This window comes from Bombella favorum (genome assembly GCF_014048475.1).
Classification (GTDB): Bacteria; Pseudomonadota; Alphaproteobacteria; order Acetobacterales; family Acetobacteraceae; genus Bombella; species Bombella favorum.
On the sequence record NZ_NWUS01000001.1, the window covers coordinates 758,719 to 775,117 of the forward strand.

The 16,399-nt window shown below is 56.4% G+C and carries 12 protein-coding genes; 5 read left to right on the forward strand and 7 right to left on the reverse strand.

Annotation, left to right across the window (positions count from 1 at the left end; genetic code table 11):
* Window position 1: 1 nt before the first annotated feature.
* The gene (locus CPA57_RS03455) at window positions 2-2,851 is read right to left on the reverse strand and encodes a bifunctional transaldolase/phosoglucose isomerase (protein ID WP_182081443.1); all 2,850 of its coding nucleotides are present in this window, start codon (window positions 2,849-2,851) and stop codon (window positions 2-4) included.
* A gap of 19 nt (window positions 2,852-2,870) precedes the next feature.
* Entirely contained in the window at window positions 2,871-4,937 is a 2,067-nt protein-coding gene (gene tkt, locus CPA57_RS03460; RefSeq protein WP_182081444.1) for a transketolase, read from the reverse strand.
* A gap of 357 nt (window positions 4,938-5,294) precedes the next feature.
* Here tkt and CPA57_RS03465 point away from each other — a divergent pair, with 357 nt between their 5' ends.
* From CPA57_RS03465 to CPA57_RS03485, 5 genes are all read left to right on the forward strand, one after another.
* The gene (locus CPA57_RS03465) at window positions 5,295-5,798 is read left to right on the forward strand and encodes an ankyrin repeat domain-containing protein (protein WP_182081445.1); all 504 of its coding nucleotides are present in this window, start codon (window positions 5,295-5,297) and stop codon (window positions 5,796-5,798) included.
* Complete coding sequence (gene hisC, locus CPA57_RS03470; protein ID WP_182081446.1) at window positions 5,795-6,859, forward strand: histidinol-phosphate transaminase; 1,065 nt, start codon at window positions 5,795-5,797, stop codon at window positions 6,857-6,859. Before CPA57_RS03465 ends, hisC begins: the two co-directional genes overlap by 4 nt.
* 36 nt (window positions 6,860-6,895) lie before the next feature.
* Window positions 6,896-8,134, forward strand: coding sequence for an aminopeptidase (locus CPA57_RS03475; protein ID WP_182081447.1), 1,239 nt, complete (start codon window positions 6,896-6,898; stop codon window positions 8,132-8,134).
* The gene (locus tag CPA57_RS03480; protein ID WP_182081448.1) at window positions 8,134-8,586 is read left to right on the forward strand and encodes a hypothetical protein; all 453 of its coding nucleotides are present in this window, start codon (window positions 8,134-8,136) and stop codon (window positions 8,584-8,586) included. Before CPA57_RS03475 ends, CPA57_RS03480 begins: the two co-directional genes overlap by 1 nt.
* A gap of 484 nt (window positions 8,587-9,070) precedes the next feature.
* On the forward strand, window positions 9,071-9,820 hold the full coding sequence (locus CPA57_RS03485) for a response regulator transcription factor (protein WP_182081449.1): 750 nt from the start codon (window positions 9,071-9,073) through the stop codon (window positions 9,818-9,820).
* 123 nt (window positions 9,821-9,943) lie between these two features.
* Here CPA57_RS03485 and glmM read toward each other — a convergent pair whose 3' ends face one another.
* From glmM to pal, 5 genes are all read right to left on the reverse strand, one after another.
* Window positions 9,944-11,314, reverse strand: a complete 1,371-nt coding sequence (glmM, locus tag CPA57_RS03490) for a phosphoglucosamine mutase (RefSeq protein WP_182081450.1) — start codon at window positions 11,312-11,314, stop codon at window positions 9,944-9,946.
* A 193-nt stretch (window positions 11,315-11,507) separates the two neighbouring features.
* On the reverse strand, window positions 11,508-13,397 hold the full coding sequence (gene ftsH, locus CPA57_RS03495) for an ATP-dependent zinc metalloprotease FtsH (RefSeq protein WP_182081451.1): 1,890 nt from the start codon (window positions 13,395-13,397) through the stop codon (window positions 11,508-11,510).
* A gap of 149 nt (window positions 13,398-13,546) precedes the next feature.
* Window positions 13,547-14,818 (reverse strand): tRNA lysidine(34) synthetase TilS, encoded by a 1,272-nt coding sequence (gene tilS / locus CPA57_RS03500; RefSeq protein WP_326831336.1) that lies wholly within the window; start codon window positions 14,816-14,818, stop codon window positions 13,547-13,549.
* Entirely contained in the window at window positions 14,796-15,716 is a 921-nt protein-coding gene (locus CPA57_RS03505; RefSeq protein WP_182081452.1) for a tetratricopeptide repeat protein, read from the reverse strand. Before CPA57_RS03505 ends, tilS begins: the two co-directional genes overlap by 23 nt.
* Before the next feature lie 126 nt (window positions 15,717-15,842).
* Window positions 15,843-16,325, reverse strand: coding sequence for a peptidoglycan-associated lipoprotein Pal (gene pal / locus CPA57_RS03510; RefSeq protein ID WP_077396525.1), 483 nt, complete (start codon window positions 16,323-16,325; stop codon window positions 15,843-15,845).
* Between the last annotated feature and the right edge of the window lie 74 nt (window positions 16,326-16,399).

Below are 16,399 nucleotides of genomic sequence, written 5' to 3' on the forward strand. Positions count from 1 at the left end.
CTCAAGCTCCTTTTAGAATATCTGTCACCAGCTGAGCGAGACGGTCCAACCCTGCATGCAGGGGCCCGGCAATATGCACCCGCAGCGCACGACGGCCACGGGCAGCCAGAACGTCAAAATCCCCTCGTGCCTGAGCGGCCTTAACGACACCAAAGCTATAGGCATGCCCCGGGATGGGCAGGTCGGCAGCATCATCTGCCGTCACCTGTAGGAAGACACCGCTATTAGGGCCCCCTTTATAGGCCTGGCCTGTCGAGTGAAGGAAGCGTGGACCAAACTGCGCCGCTGTTGCGACATGAAGCTGGTCCCTCAACTCTGTTCTCACCGTCTGCTCCCAGGCGATATGGGCTTTGTTCCGCTCAATATAAGCTAGGAGGCCAATATAATCATTCTTACCCACACGGTCAAAATGAGCTTTCAGAATGGTTTCTGCACTCCCATTGCCCAAGGCTTCACGGTTGCGCTCATCAGCATAGAAGGCAAGATCACCATCCTTAGCAAAGGGGGTTTCCTCCGGCAGATGCCCCGTCTCGGCATAAGCCTTAGTTAGCTTGCGGGTTTCCACCTTGCTGAACTCTACATCCGGCTGATCAAATGGATTGATCCCCAGCACGGACCCAGCTACCGCCGTGGCGAACTCAAAAACAAAGAAAGCCTGCACGATCTGGCTAACATCATCAAGATGCAGGGTCACGACAGGGTGCCCCGCCTCCCGCAGCGCCTTCAGCCCCGGATTGACTGGCTCATGCCCCAACCGCAGCTCCACGAAGACACGGTCATCCCCATAGACTTCCGGGGTGCCCAGCGGCTCGCCATCTATGGGGATAAGGCCTGTACCGTTCTTACCAGTACTCTCGGCCAGAAGCTGCTCCAGCCAAGCCCCAAGGGAGGCAATTTTCTGTGACGCCACAAACGTGACCTTGTCCCGCCGGAAGCTCGTTGCTGCCACACCAAGAGCGAGCCCCAGATTCACCCCGGGGTTAGTAACGGGCGGAACGGAAGCGTCGCAGGCCTCAATCATCAGCTGAGTACTGTCCAGCAAGGCCCGAACATCGTACCCCGCCGCCGCAGCCGGGGCGAGACCGAATGCAGACAGAACAGAATACCGGCCACCAATCTCCGGATTGCCATGGAAAATATGAGCAAACCCACGCTCTTTAGCCAATGCTTCCAATGAGGAACCGGGGTCCGTCACGGCGACAAAATGCTCACTCGGGCTGCGTCCCAAAGCTTTTTCTGCCTGATCCCAGAAATAGGCAAACAGGATGTTCGGCTCCAGCGTACTGCCGGACTTACTGGACACGATAAACAGCGTCTTAGCCGGGTCGATAGCCTTGCGGAAGCTGGCAACCTGCTGAGGGTCGGTGCTGTCCAGCACATGCAGCTTGGGCCCACCAGACACCCGCCCGAATGTCTCTTCCAGCACTTCTGGCCCAAGGCTGGACCCACCCATAGCCAGAAGCAGCACGTCGCTATAGCCACGCTCCTTTACCTCACGGCCGAGGGCCTCATATGCCTCAAGAGCGGCACGGCCATTTTTTACGACATCCAGCCATCCCAGCCATTTACTTTCCGGCCCGTTGGTCCAAACAGAGGCATCACGCTCCCATATGCGCCGTACCTTGCCGTCATGGCTCCAGCTCTTACCAGCTGCGACAACGGCATTTTCCAACTCACCTGACAGTGCCAAGGATACTCGCATAAGACGTTCCCCCAAAACAGCTTCCCGGCGGGCTGCAACCGCACCGAGCAATCCATCAAAAGCGACCTCGAAAGCCGCCACCCCTTCTTCCAACAAGGTGGTGGCCACACCGTCCAGATCAAGCCCCAACCGCTCCGCTTCCAGCAGAATCTTACGGGCAGCATCTACATTCTGAACCAAACGCCCCTCTGGAACCCCATGGTCTCGGAAGGCCTCCAGCGTGCGGGGCGGTAGCGTATTAACGGTATCGGTGCCGATCAACTCCTCCACATACAGCACATCACGATAGGCTTTATCCTTCGTACTTGTGCTGGCCCAGAGAAGACGCTGTGTCTGCGCTCCCTTCGCCGCCAGTGCCTGCCAACGAGGACTGGCTATGACACTAAGGTAATGCTGATACGCCATACGGGCATTAGCAATGGCCACCTGCCCCCGCAACGCTTTCAGTGCCTCACTTTCCGGGTCTTCCGCTGCTATGCGGCGGTCGATCCGGGCATCAATCCGCCCATCAATACGACTGACAAAGAAAGAGGCCACGCTACCGATATGCCCTACCGGCAAACCAGCTTTTACCCGTGTCTCCAGCCCTTTCAGATACGCCTCCAGCACTTTCTTATACATGCCAATCGCAAAGAGAAGCGTGACATTGACATTGATGCCCTCAGCAATGGCTTGCTCGATGGCTGGAATGGCTTCTTCCGTTGCCGGAATCTTAATCATCACATTAGGATGATCCACCTGCTGCCAGAGCCTGCGGGCTTCCTCCAGGCTTCTCTTAGAGTCATGTGCTAGATAGGGAGAGACCTCAAGGCTGACATAGCCGTCCCGCCCGTTTGTCTCATCAAAAACGGGACGCAGAACCTGACAGGCCTGACGGATATCCTCCACAGCCAGAGCCTCATAGAGTTCTCCAGCGGTCAGGCTACCCGTTTCCAGAAGGGCCTGTACGGCTTCTTCATATTCCGCACCATGCCCGATGGCCTGCTCAAAAATAGCTGGGTTGGAGGTCACCCCTTTCAGGGCGTCCTCCTTCACCATGGCGGCCAGGCGACCATCTTCGACGAAATCTCGCCTGATGAAGTCCAACCAAATGGACTGGCCATGACGGGCCAGACCGGTCAAAGGGGTCTCTGGCAGGGTGCCTTCCATTGTTTTTGCTCCTCTCCAGTCAGTCTTCTGCGGCCCGTAGCAAGAGGTGGACCTGCTCGTAAACAGCCTGTTCTGTAAAGCCGAATTTTTCCATCAGCTCTGACGCCGCTCCGGATTCACCAAAGCTATTCATGGCAATGACGACACCGTCCAGCCCCACATAGCGGTCCCAGCCAAACCCGGACGCCATTTCCACACCGACACGCCTACGGACAGAAGGCGGCAACACGTCGTCACGATAGGTGCGATCCTGCTTCTCGAATAGCTCAAAGCTCGGAATGGAGACTACACGGGCCCGCACACCCTCGGCCTTCAGCCGTTCATAGACCCCAACAACAAGCGACACTTCGGAGCCAGAAGCCATAAGCAGGATATCCGGCGTGCCTTCGCAATCTGCCAGAACATAACCACCACGGGCCACGCCAGCGGCAGGAGCATAATGGGTACGGTCCAGCGTTGGCAGATTCTGCCGGGTCAAGGCAAGGGCCACAGGGCCAGCACGGTGCTGCATGGCGACACGCCAGCTTTCCACCACTTCATTTGCATCTGCTGGGCGCAACATAGTCAGCCCCGGCATCGCCCGGAACTGGGCCAGCTGTTCGATCGGCTGGTGGGTCGGTCCATCTTCACCCACGCCAATAGAATCATGAGTAAAGACATAGATCACCGGCAGATGCATCAAAGCAGCAAGACGGATAGCGGGCTTCATGTAATCCGAGAAGATCAGAAAGCCCGCACAGAAAGGCCGCAGGCCACTCAGGGCTAGACCATTGCAAATGGCCGCCATCGCATGTTCACGCACTCCGAAATGGACGTTCCGACCGTCATAATGCGCCCCTTCCTGCACCATGTTGGACGGAGCCTGCAACGACCGCGCCCCCTGGATGAGCGTCTTAGTGGATGGTGCAAGGTCTGCCGCCCCACCAACCAGCCACGGGAACTGGGACGCTATGGCATTCAGCACCTCACCGGAACTCTGGCGGGATGCGATCCCTTTTTCATCAGCAGGATAGACGGGCAAATTTTTGTCCCAGCTTTCCGGCAATGTACCAGCAAAGATGTGCTTTAGCTCATCCCCTTCCTTCGGATACTCGGTACAATAGGCAGCAAACTGCGCTTCCCATTCCGCCTGGGCCTTAGCACCACGCTGGCCAGCCAGCTCCTGGAAACGTTCCTTCACGCCCTCAGGCACAGTAAAGTGCGGTGCATCATCGGGCCAGCCGTAGGCTTTTTTGGCCCCCACCAGTGCTTCCATGCCGAGCGGCTCACCATGGGCGGAGGCTGTACCCGCCTTACCCGGTGCCCCATAGCCAATGACCGTCTTCAGAATGATCAGCGTTGGGCGGAAGGTTTCTGCACGGCCCTGCTGTAGAGCGTCACAGATGGCAGGAACATCATTGCCATCGTCTACCTCCAGCACCTGCCACCCGTAAGCGGCAAAACGCATGGCCACGTCTTCCGTAAAGGTTACATCTGTGGAGCCTTCAATGGAAATGCGGTTGCTGTCATAAACCCATGTCAGGTTACCTAGCTTGAGATGCCCTGCTAGAGACGCAGCCTCGGCGGCGACACCCTCCATGATGTCCCCATCACCGCAGAAAGAGGTAATGTGATAGCCAAACAGGTCGTAGCCCGGTCGCCCATAATGTGTAGCAAGCCACCGCTCGGCCATGGCCATGCCGACGGCACTGCTGCATCCCTGCCCCAACGGGCCGGTCGTGATTTCTACACCGGCAGTCAGCCCATATTCAGGATGACCCGGCGTGCGGGATTCAAACCGGCGGAAGTTTTTTAAGTCTTCCAACGTCAGAGCCGGGCGGTCAACGACCTGCCCGTTCTCAATATCCTTCACTCCAGCAAGAAAGACCGTGGCATAGAGAAGGATAGACGCATGCCCACCCGAGAGAATAAATCGGTCACGCCCCGGCCAAAAGGGATCGGCCGGGTTATAATACATCGTAAACTGCCAATAAGCATACATAGCCGGAGCCAGAGCCATTGCGGTACCCGGATGACCGGATTTTGCGCGCTCTACACTATCCATCACCAATGTGCGGATCGTGTCTATGCCAAGTTTCGACAGCATACTGTTCACTGATCTAACATCCTCAATTCAAACAATCATCCGGTCTCCCATGTCAGGCTCATGCCCCTTAACACGGCCTGTCATAGTCCGGATATTTCACAAGTGGCCTTATCCTGCGAAAGAACGCAATGCCCAACAGACAAATAAGGTCAATTTTCCTACCTCCAGAGTATAGACAGGTCGCACCTGTCAGACCCTACGGCAGATTCCGGTCAGGCTGCCCTCTTCCATCCATCCTGCATCAATCACATATCCGACGTATCAGAGAGGGCCTTCCCCCTTGACCTGACCGCAAACAGGCAGGACATTCGGAGGCCACATGCGTGCACATTCTTTTATCACAAAGGCAGCCCATCCATGACGCAGCCCGAAATGTCCTTCACCCCAGAGCAGATCACCGCTCTCTTCATCGATGCGGCCCGCAATGGAGAGAATGATCTGGTCAGACAGTTTCTCGAAGCCGGAATGCCTGCCGACTGCGCCGACAGCCGCGGCTATACCCCACTGATTGTCGCCACTTATAACGACCAGCTCGACACAGCTCGCCTGCTGCTGGATAACGGGGCCGACCCGAATGGCGTGGATGCCAAGGGAGCTACGGCTCTCTCCGGTGTGGCTTTTAAAGGATATGAGGCCATTGCCCTCCTGCTGCTGGAACGTGGAGCGCATATTGATCAAGCCAACCATGCTGGACGCACGCCGCTCATGTTTGCCATCATGTTCGGGCGGCAGGGCATAGCCCGTATGCTGCTGGAACATGGTGCCAACCCCGATATTCGTGATGCCGAGGGCCTGTCCGCCCGTGACCTTGCTCACCGCCAGGGATTAGGCAGCCTGTTTGATGGGGCAACGGCACAATGAGCCAGTTCTGGAACAGGAAGGTCCACGACCTCCAGCCTTACGTCCCCGGCGAACAACCCCGCATGGCCACGCTCATAAAGCTAAACACCAATGAGTCCCCCTACGGCCCGTCCCCTCGTGCGCTGGAAGCCATAAAGGCCAGCGCAGATGACCGCCTACGCCTCTATCCCGACCCGGCGGCCCTCGCCCTGTGTACGGCCATTGCCGAACAGGAACAGGTTCCAGTTGAATGTATCTTCGCTGGGAACGGCTCTGATGAAGTCCTCGCCCATGCTTTCCAGGCGTTATTCCGCAATGATGCGCCGATATTGTTTAGCGATGTGACCTACGGTTTCTACCCGATCTACTGCCAGATGTTCGGGCTGGAGTACCGTACTATTCCCCTGCGGGATGATTTCACCATCGCCGTGGAGGATTATGAGGGGCCGGCTGGCGGCATCATCATCGCCAATCCCAACGCCAATACTGGTATCGGTCTGCCTGTATCGGCTATTGAGTCGCTGCTAAAACGCTTCACCACCCAGACGGTCATCATTGATGAAGCCTATGTTGACTTCGGTGGCAAGAGTGTCGTGCCACTCACGCAGCGTTACCCCAATTTACTCGTTACCCGTACCTTCTCCAAATCCTCCGGGCTGGCGGGGCTGCGTGTAGGCTATGCTATCGGCTCGCCCGAGCTGATCGAAGGGCTGATACGGGTGAAGGACAGCTTCAACTCCTACCCCCTCTCCCGCCCTGCACAGGCCGGGGCGGAGGCATCTGTCCGGGATAAAGCATGGCTGGAACAAACCGTAGGCCGCATCATCGCCACACGGGACCGCACCGTCACAGCCCTGCGGGAGCGTGGGCTGAAGGTTCTGCCCTCTGTAGGTAACTTCATTCTGGTGCATCACCCCGACTGTTCGTCTGATACACTCTTCAATGCTCTGCGGGAGCGGGCTATCATCGTTCGCCATCAGGGCAGCAGCCCCCGCATCAGCGACTGGCTCCGCATCACCATCGGCTCAGATGAGGAAATGGATGCCTTGCTGAAGGCACTGGATGAAATCCTGTCTCTCTAATTCCATCCAAACATCATCATTTCACGAGATTATCCCATGCCCACATCACCTTTCACACATGAGCAGCTTCTGGACCGTCTGGCTGAAGTTTCCGTCCGTACAGGGCTGAACATCACACCCGGCCAGCAACTCATCATCACAGCAGGGCTGGAGGCTGTACCTCTCATCCGGCGTATTACCGCCCACGCCTACAAGGCTGGGGCCTCTCTCGTCACCACGCTGTATCAGGATGATGAAACCACGCTAGCCCGCTTTATTCACGGGCACGAGGACGGCTTCGACACCGCTGCGGGCTGGCTAGCCAATGGCATGGCAGAGGCTTTTGGCAACGGGGCCGCCCGTATGGCCATCACAGGGGGGAACCCCACCCTGCTGAAGGACCAGAACCCGGACCATATCTCCCGTGTTAGCCGGGCCAATTCTGCAGCCTATCGTCCTGCTATGGAGCGCATCACCAATTTTGACATCAACTGGAACATCATCGCCTGTGCCACCCCAGCATGGGCACAACAGGTCTTCCCCGACCTCCCAGAAGATGAAGCCCTGAAAGCTCTGTGGAACGGCATCTTCCATGCCTCCCGTGTGGATGTGGCAGACCCTGTCTCCGCTTGGGCGGAGCATAACAAGACCCTCCATGCCCGTGCCGCCATGCTCAATGACCGCCGCTTTGACGCCCTGCACTTCACCGGGCCGGGAACAGACCTAACGGTCGGGCTGGCTGATGGTCACCTCTGGGCTGGTGGGTCTGAGGAGGCCAGAAATGGCGTTGTCTGCAACCCGAACATTCCGACAGAAGAGGTCTTCACCACACCGCACTGCGCCCGTGTGGAAGGGACCGTCTCCAGCACTAAGCCGCTCTTTCATCAAGGTTCCTTGATCGACGGGATTCAGGTCCGATTTGAGAAAGGCCGCATTGTGGAGGCTCACGCCAGCAAAGGCGAAGATGTGCTAAACCGCATCCTAGAGAGTGATGCAGGGGCTCGCCGCATTGGTGAGGTTGCCCTTGTTCCTCACTCCTCCCCAATCTCCCAGAGTGGCATCCTGTATCAGAACACTCTGTTTGATGAGAATGCCGCCTGCCATATCGCCCTCGGCCAAGCCTACACAAAATGTATGACCGACCCTGACGGGCTAAGCGAGGATGAACTGATTGCCCGTGGGGCCAATCACTCCATCATCCATATCGATTGGATGATCGGTTCCGACAGAATCGATATCGATGGGGTGAAGGACGGTCAGAAAGTTCCTCTCATGCGCTCTGGTGAGTGGGTCTAATGGCCATCACGCTTGATCCAACCCGCCTGCCCAAACTGGATATCCTCTCTCTTGCCCAGAACGGCCTCATCCTTCGTGCCGAACGGACTACACCAGAGGCGGGGATTCCTAGTTTTCTAACCCGTGCGGGCTGGAACGAGCTCATCGCCCATCATCGCCACTCCACAACGGAGGGAGGCGAGACGGAAGAGCAAACAGCCAGCCGCCTCCTCCCTGCGCTGGAGCGCATCAGTGCCCGCCTCCTTAGCGAGGCGGCCCGCGGGGCGGAGACACAGGGGCAGCAGGATGCGTCTGTCTTCACGCTGGAGACCGACCTCTTTCCCAGCTCTACACAGACACGCCTTGTACTGGTTGCAGATAAGACACATCCCGTTGCTTGTGCGCTGATTGGCACGCCAGAACAGATCACCCAGCTTCTGGCATCCAGCACGGCAGAGCCTGGCGACGCCTAAAGCGATTCGGACTTCCAGACTCCTAATTGTATTATTTTGCTCCATAAAAATGGGAGTAAAGCGGTTTTATTTCTTTGCGTAAAAAATTATTAAGCGGCTCCCACTCCGTAAAAAAAGAAAAGTTATTCCGATAAGTGTGTTCGATAATTTGCTCTAATGTGGCGGCATGCTTATTTTAATTTTTTCTTTATTTAGTAAAACGCTTTTCACGTTCCTGTGATATTCATCTAAAATTGAATATACATAGATTGATACACACAAAGGTATAAGTATTCATCTTAATTATTGAAGCCTACCCCCCTTATTTTCTTTCTCACAGCAAAAGACGACATTAAATTATCATCTACTCAACACAAAAATGCCCCATACGAGGAGCAGAAGTAGCTCCTGTTCTAGTTGTATGGATTACAAGAAAAACAATCAAAGGTTGCATCCTATAAAAAATATCTTCCATACTACAACCAGTCCAAGGGGAGTTGAAATTATGCGTATTCTCATCGCTGATACCGACAGCGTTGCGGTAAACTATCTGGTGAAGGTGTTGGAAAAATCTTCTTATGCGGTCGACCATGTCAGAACCGCTGATGAAGCTCTCAACATGTTCAAGCACTACGATTATGATCTATTCATAACCGAGCTGAACTTGGCTGACCTACCAGGGGAAGAATTGATCCGCCAGCTTCGGCGCTCCCGCATCGCAACGCCTGTCATGGTTTTGTCTGCCCGGATGGATTCCTCCACCAAGGTTGCTGCCTTCTCCGCTGGTGCTGATGACTATGTGACAAAGCCCTTCGATATAAACGAGGCACAGGCCCGTATTCAGGCCCTAACCCGCCGTGCCTATGGCATCTCCGAGCCACGCCTGCGTGTCGGCCCGCTAGAGCTGGACCTGGAGAGCCGGATGGTCAGCGTCAATGGTCACTTCCTGCACCTGACCAGCAAAGAATATTCCATTCTGGAGCTGCTCCTTCTGCGTAAGGGCGCTGTCCTTACCAAGGATATGTTCCTGAATCACCTCTATGGCGGCATTGATGAGCCCGAGATGAAGATCATCGACGTGTTCATCTGCAAGCTGCGCCGTAAGCTCCAGCGTTTTGGGGCCGAGCATATGATCACTACCGTCTGGGGCCGCGGCTACATTCTGCAAGACCCAGCCGCGATATCCAACGGCGCAAACCATGTTGCCCCGCAGCCCTTTTCTGACGGGACTCCCCCCATGCGTCAGGCTGGCTAAAACAGAAAAAGGGGCAGATGCCGAGGCAGCCCCTTCTTCTTACGCTATCAATGCTCTAACAAAAAAGCCCCCGTTGCCAAAGGCTCGGGGGCTTCTTCTCTGCGCAGAATCCTCATGTATTGTTTAGCTAACTGCCAGCTGCTGGATGTGAGCACTGACCCGCTCCACCACATCCGCTACTAGTGCCTCATCCCGGGCTTCCACCATCACACGGATCAAAGGTTCCGTACCACTCGCCCGCAAAACGAGACGCCCCTTCCCAGCAAGCTTCTCTTCCGCCCAGCGGACAATCTCTCCCAGAGCTGGGTTCTGCATGGGGTTTGTGCCCTTATAGGGCACATTCTTCAAGGTCTGCGGATATGGCGTAAAAAGGTGGCAGAGCTCACTTGCAGGTCTGCCAGAGTCTACCAACGCTGCCAGAACCTGAAGAGCGGCTAAAAGACCATCCCCCGTTGTCGCATGGTCGGACAACACCATGTGGCCAGACTGTTCCCCGCCCAAGTTTCCGCCAGTCTGGCGCATACGCTCTACAACGTAACGATCACCAACTGCTGTGCGATGCAGGCTCAGCCCCTGTGTTTTCAGATACTCTTCCAGCCCGATATTGGACATAACAGTCGCCACAATTTCGGTACCATTCAGCCATCCCATGCGCTTCCAAAGCGTAGCGATAAGGGCCAGTATCTGGTCACCATCCACCAACTCGCCACGCTCATTAGCAAACAGGACACGGTCCGCATCACCATCAAGCGCAATGCCGCAATCAGCCTTATTGGCACGCACCGCCTCGCAAAGAGCCTCTGGGTGGGTGGAGCCAACACCATCATTGATGTTCAGACCATCCGGCGAAGCCCCGATGGTGATGACCTCTGCCCCAAGCTCCCACAAGGCGGCAGGTGCCACACGGTAGGCAGAACCATGCGCACAATCTAGGACAATCTTCAGACCATCCAAACGCAACCCACGGGGAAAGGAGGATTTGACACTCTCAATATACCGCCCGGCAGCGTCATTCAGGCGAGAGGCCCGCCCTATGGCCGCAGGAGAGGCTAGCTGGCCGCTCAGGTCTTCTGCCATGAGGGCCTCAATCTCTTTCTCCACCGCATCGGAGAGCTTAAACCCATCCGGACCAAACAGCTTGATCCCATTATCCGTAAATGGATTATGGGATGCTGAGATCATAACCCCCAGATCGGCCCTCAGAGAACGTGTAAGGAAAGCAACAGCCGGAGTTGGCAGTGGGCCCAGCAACACCACATCCACACCAGCGGACAGAAACCCCGAGACCAGAGCACACTCGATCATATAGCCAGAAAGGCGTGTATCCTTACCAAGTACAACCGTATGGCGGTGCTGTCTCCCTGTCTCGCCCTGCCGGCAGAAATAAAGTCCCGCCGCCTGCCCCAACTTCTGAGCAATCTCAACCGTCATGGGTGCCGTATTGGCCGTACCACGGATACCGTCAGTGCCGAAAAACATCCGCCTGTCTGCCATGACTTCCCCTCTGTTTTTTCTGTCTCTCTGCCTGCTTTCTACCGGTCGCCGACAGGACAGGCCCACCTGTTACACCATGAAACGCCCCCTGAAATGCCAGCCATTCCCTTGATACGCAAGCATTTCGTAAACAAAACGGGCGTATAGCCACCGCCATACGCCCGTCCCACTTATCAACGAACAGTCTATTATATCAGACAGTTCCGGGGGTAGCCGTCAGCCCGCCGGCCGGTGCCACACTCCCACCGCCCGCAGACGGTACAGAAGGCCTACGCCCACTGAAGGACTGATCCTCATCATCTGTCCGGCCCAGAGGCTCATCGCGGATGAGACGCCCGATCTCTTCACCAGTCAGGGTCTCATATTCCAGCAGGGCCTGCGCCACACGATGCAGGGCATCCATGTGCGTCAGGATGATATGACGGCAAGTCGCATAAGCGGCATCCAGAATCTTACGGACTTCCTGATCCACCTCACGGGCTGTCATACCGGAAATCTGGTCCGCATCACCATAATCCATCATACCGAGCTTATCGCTCATCCCCCACTGCGTGACCATGCTCCGTGCTGTACGGGTCGCACTCTTGATGTCACCAGAGGCCCCGGCACTAACCTGATCATGCCCAAAGATGACCTCCTCACCAACACGGCCACCCATGCAGATGACAATCCAAGAAAAGCACCACTGCCGCCTATAGGTAAGATTGTCCTTCTCTGGCAGAGACTGAACCATCCCTAGGGCCTGACCTCGCGGCACAATCGTTGCCTTATGCATGGGGTCGGAACCGGGGCTGAAATAAGATGCCAGCGCATGAGCTGCCTCATGATAGGCCGTCATCTTCTTCTCAGCATCATCAATGACAGCGGAACGACGCTCCGCTCCCATCATCACCTTATCTCGGGCTTCATCAAACTGCGCCATGCTGACCGTCCGCAGGCCCAGACGAGCCGCAAACAAAGCAGCCTCATTCACAAGATTGGCCAGCTCCGCCCCGGAGAACCCAACTGTTCCACGGGCAATCACCTTCGGATTAACGTCGGAGGAAAGTGGCAGCTTCTTCATATGGACCTGAAGAATCTTCTCACGCCCCTTCACGTCAGGGTTGGGCACAACCACCTGACGGTCAAAACGACCCGGACGCAACAAGGCACGATCCAACACATCCGGACGGTTGGTAGCAGCAATGAGAATGACACCCTCATTGCTATCAAAACCATCCATCTCAACGAGCATCTGGTTCAGTGTCTGCTCACGCTCATCATTGCCGCCGCCCATGCCAGCACCACGCTGACGGCCTACGGCATCGATCTCATCGATAAAGATGATGCAGGGAGCATTCTTCTTACCCTGTTCGAACATGTCACGAACACGAGACGCACCGACACCGACAAACATCTCCACGAAGTCAGAGCCAGACACGCTGAAGAACGGTACATTTGCCTCACCGGCCACAGCACGAGCCAGCAAGGTCTTACCAGTACCGGGAGGACCAACCAAAAGAACACCCTTGGGAATCTTACCACCCAGACGGGTATATTTCTGTGGGTCCTTCAGGAAGTCTACGATCTCGACCAGCTCTTCTTTGGATTCCTCCACACCGGCCACATCAGCAAAGGTGACACGGCCTTTCTTCTCCACCATCATCTTGGCACGAGATTTACCGAAGCTCATGGCACCACGACCAGCCCCGCCATTCTGCATCTGGCGGAAAACCATGAAGCCCAGCCCAAGCATCAGGATGATCGGCAGATAAGCCGCAATATAGCGAAGGATAGGGTTATCATCGCTCTGCGGCGGATGGGCGGTGACCTCCACCCCAGAATCTGTCAGCCTGGAGACCATTGCAGGGTCTGACGGTGCGTAGGTCTCAAAGGACGTCCCATTAGTCAGCACACCGGAAATATTCTGCTCCCGAATGGTAACAGAACGGACCTCGTGGCGTTCCACATCATGCATAAAGTCGGAATAAGCGATCTTCTGGACAGCCTGCCGACTCCCCCCCGGCTGGAATGCCGCCAGCATGCCGATGGCCGCTAGGACAACAACCACCCAGATCGCAACATTACGGCCAATGTTTTTCATCTCTACAAACACCTCACAAATCGGGGCACAGGGGCAGAGCCCACACCACACTTAGTCCCTTCAAGATAGGTATTTCTGGCGGCGTTCCCACCCCCATCGGGGCAAAATGGATGAAAAACCCTCATCTCGCCGCATTTATCAAGCTAGTTTCAGCCGCTCCAGTCCCGTTCCCCTGTTAGGGGAGCTCCCCCATCCCACACAAAGGCTACACGGGGCAGGCCAGGAGGAAGCCCCCTCACTCCCTCTGGTACGGCAAGCAGCTCATCCCCCGCCCACAAAGCTGGCAAAGCAGGCAGAACGCAGGCCGGTATACCACGCCCCTCCCGCCGATGCGGCCCGAGAGCCGCAATCACCGCATCCGGGCGGTCCGGCCCTATATAACGCCAACGCCCATCCCAGCATTGCCCATGTCGAGCTGATATTTTTTCTTCCAGATTCCGGGCTTCGCGATACAACATCCAACCGGCTTCTCGCCCCCGGAGAGGAGCCAGGCAGGTCCGTCCTAAAGACCCCGTCCCCGCCTGCCGCAAAGCCGAAACAGCCTGACGCTCTGGCACATAATCCTGCCCGCCCACAAGGCGGATCAACCGCCCCAGCAACTCATCCCCTAATGAGGACAGAAGAGCATCAGTGGTGAGTTTCAGCCACCCTTCCGGCTGCCACGCCACACAGCTGGCAACATGTGCTGCCAGCCGTTGCTCCGTGTCTTGTTGTTCGGCACAGGCCTGTCGCCTGATATCATGCATCTCCCGCCGCTCATCATCGGTCAGGTCCTGCCGGACTTCTACACGGCGAAACCGACGATTCTGATTAGAAGGGTCTTCACACCAAACCACGCCAGCTTGCCGCAGCGTCTCCCGCAGGCGTTCCGGCCTGATGCCCAGCAATGGCCGCAACAGCGTGATTCGCCCCCGAACGGTGCGGGCTGCCATGCCACATAACCCCCGGGCCCCACTCCCCCGCTCCTGACGCATCCAGAGCGTTTCTTCCTGATCTGCCTCATGATGAGCGACCAGCAAAACAGACCCTCCAGCTTCAACGCAAGCAGCTTCCAATATTTCAAACCGTGCTTCTCTAGCCCGCTGCTGCATACCGCCGGGTTTCAGAGGCCCTAACGTAAGTTGCCGTGAAGGAATATCTAACGCAGCCAAACGCTGGCAGGTTAAGGCGGCTTCCTCGGCGGATTCTGGGCGCAGAGCATGATCCACGACCAGAGCCAGAACGTTCCGCCTCCATCGCCGAGCCAACAGCGCCAAGGCCATAGAGTCCCCACCACCGGACACCGCAATACAGAGCGAATGCGCCGCCTCATCCGGCCCTACAGGCCCGAGCCTCTCCATAAGAGAGGCAAATTCACTCTGCGTGACAGGCTCTTCTCTACCCTCTCTGGCGTTATTCTTAATGACAGCCAGCCCGTTCACTGAAGATTTTCTCAGAAGACTTCACACGAGCCGAAGCATTGGGGAATTCTTTATGGAGCCGCCGCAATGCCTCGCAAGATGCCGTCTTGTTCCCTAACGCCAACATGGAAGCTGAAACACCCAACAGAGCCTCTGGTGCCCGAGGAGACTCCGGTGAATGGCTATATACATCGTAATAGGTCAAAGCCGCATTCTTGTAGGATTTCTGACCAGCAAGGGACTGCGCCAGTAGATACTGGGCTTCTGTGTGGCTCCAACCTGTTTTGCTCTGCTTAAGTACCTGACGGGCCTGTGTTTCAGCCGTCTCATACTGATGGGCCTTCAGAGCCGCACGGCCAGCCTGCAACATCTCCGTGGTAGACGCCACATGTGGTGCGGCTGCCGGAGCAGCAGCAGATGTTTCAGCCGCGGCAGAGGGACGGGCTGCGGCATGATGGCCATTCTCAAGGGCGAACTGCATATCCCCGAGCTGCTTGGTCATCGTCGCTTCATCCTGATGAAGCTGATTGCTCATCTGCTCTATCTGGCCATGCATCTCCCGCACCTGCCCTTCCAGAGAATTCACACGCTCCAGCAGGTTGGCAACCAAGTCCCCGCTACTCCGACCTGAAGAGCTCCCTTCAGAAGACCTACTTCCACTGCTGCTAGATGCTACCGGCAAGGGAGCGGACAGATCATCACCCTGATCATCAAGACTGCCTGTGCCGTCGTCACTGCTACTACCATGCTGACGGGCCAATGCCTGATGCTGCTGCATGATAGCTTCGCGCGAGAGACCAGCATCCGCCCAGGCAGAGCCAAGGGGCGCAATCGCCGTGCAGGAAAGCAGCAGAGCCCCCAATGCTCCCTTCAGAGTGGCTGAAACAGGACCCAGAACAGGCCGAGCAGAATGACGCATGATCTCATCTCCCAACGGACAGGCAATAATCGCACATAAAAATCGGGCCGGTTAAGCAAACCGGCCCGACCTTTTCTGAAAGGGCACCACCGCCCCTTCTACAGGTTTCCCGGAACCGGGCCTGCTTTAGCGGACAGACGTAATAGCGTTACGGTTCTGTGCCCATGCTTCTGGTGTATCGCCATCAGCTGTCGGACGGTCTTTGCCGTAAGAGATCGTCATGATACGGGCCGGGGCCACGCCCTTGGCTTCCAGATACTCACGGGCAGCGTTAGCACGACGCTGGCCAAGAGCGATGTTGTACTCTTCCGTACCACGGTCATCGCAGTTACCAGCAACCAGGATATTGACCTGAGGGTAGCGAGCCAGCCAAGCAGCCTGCTTATCCAGCGTGGCACGACCTTCGCTGTTAAGCTGATTCTTATTCAGCTCGAAATAAACACGGTCCCCGGCAGTGGCGACCAGATCAGCCTGACTACCCGGAACCGGGCCCTGACTCATCTGCTGGGTGTTCTGCCCATCACCGTCATTATCGTGGTTCTTATGGTCACCACTACAGGCGGTCAGAGCGCAGGCCATACCCAGCACAGCGAACATCTTCAACTTCATGACAATCTCCTGCAAAAAGATGCACCCCAGTTAATGGGGGAGTTTTCACCCACCTGCAAGATGCAGATGAGGAA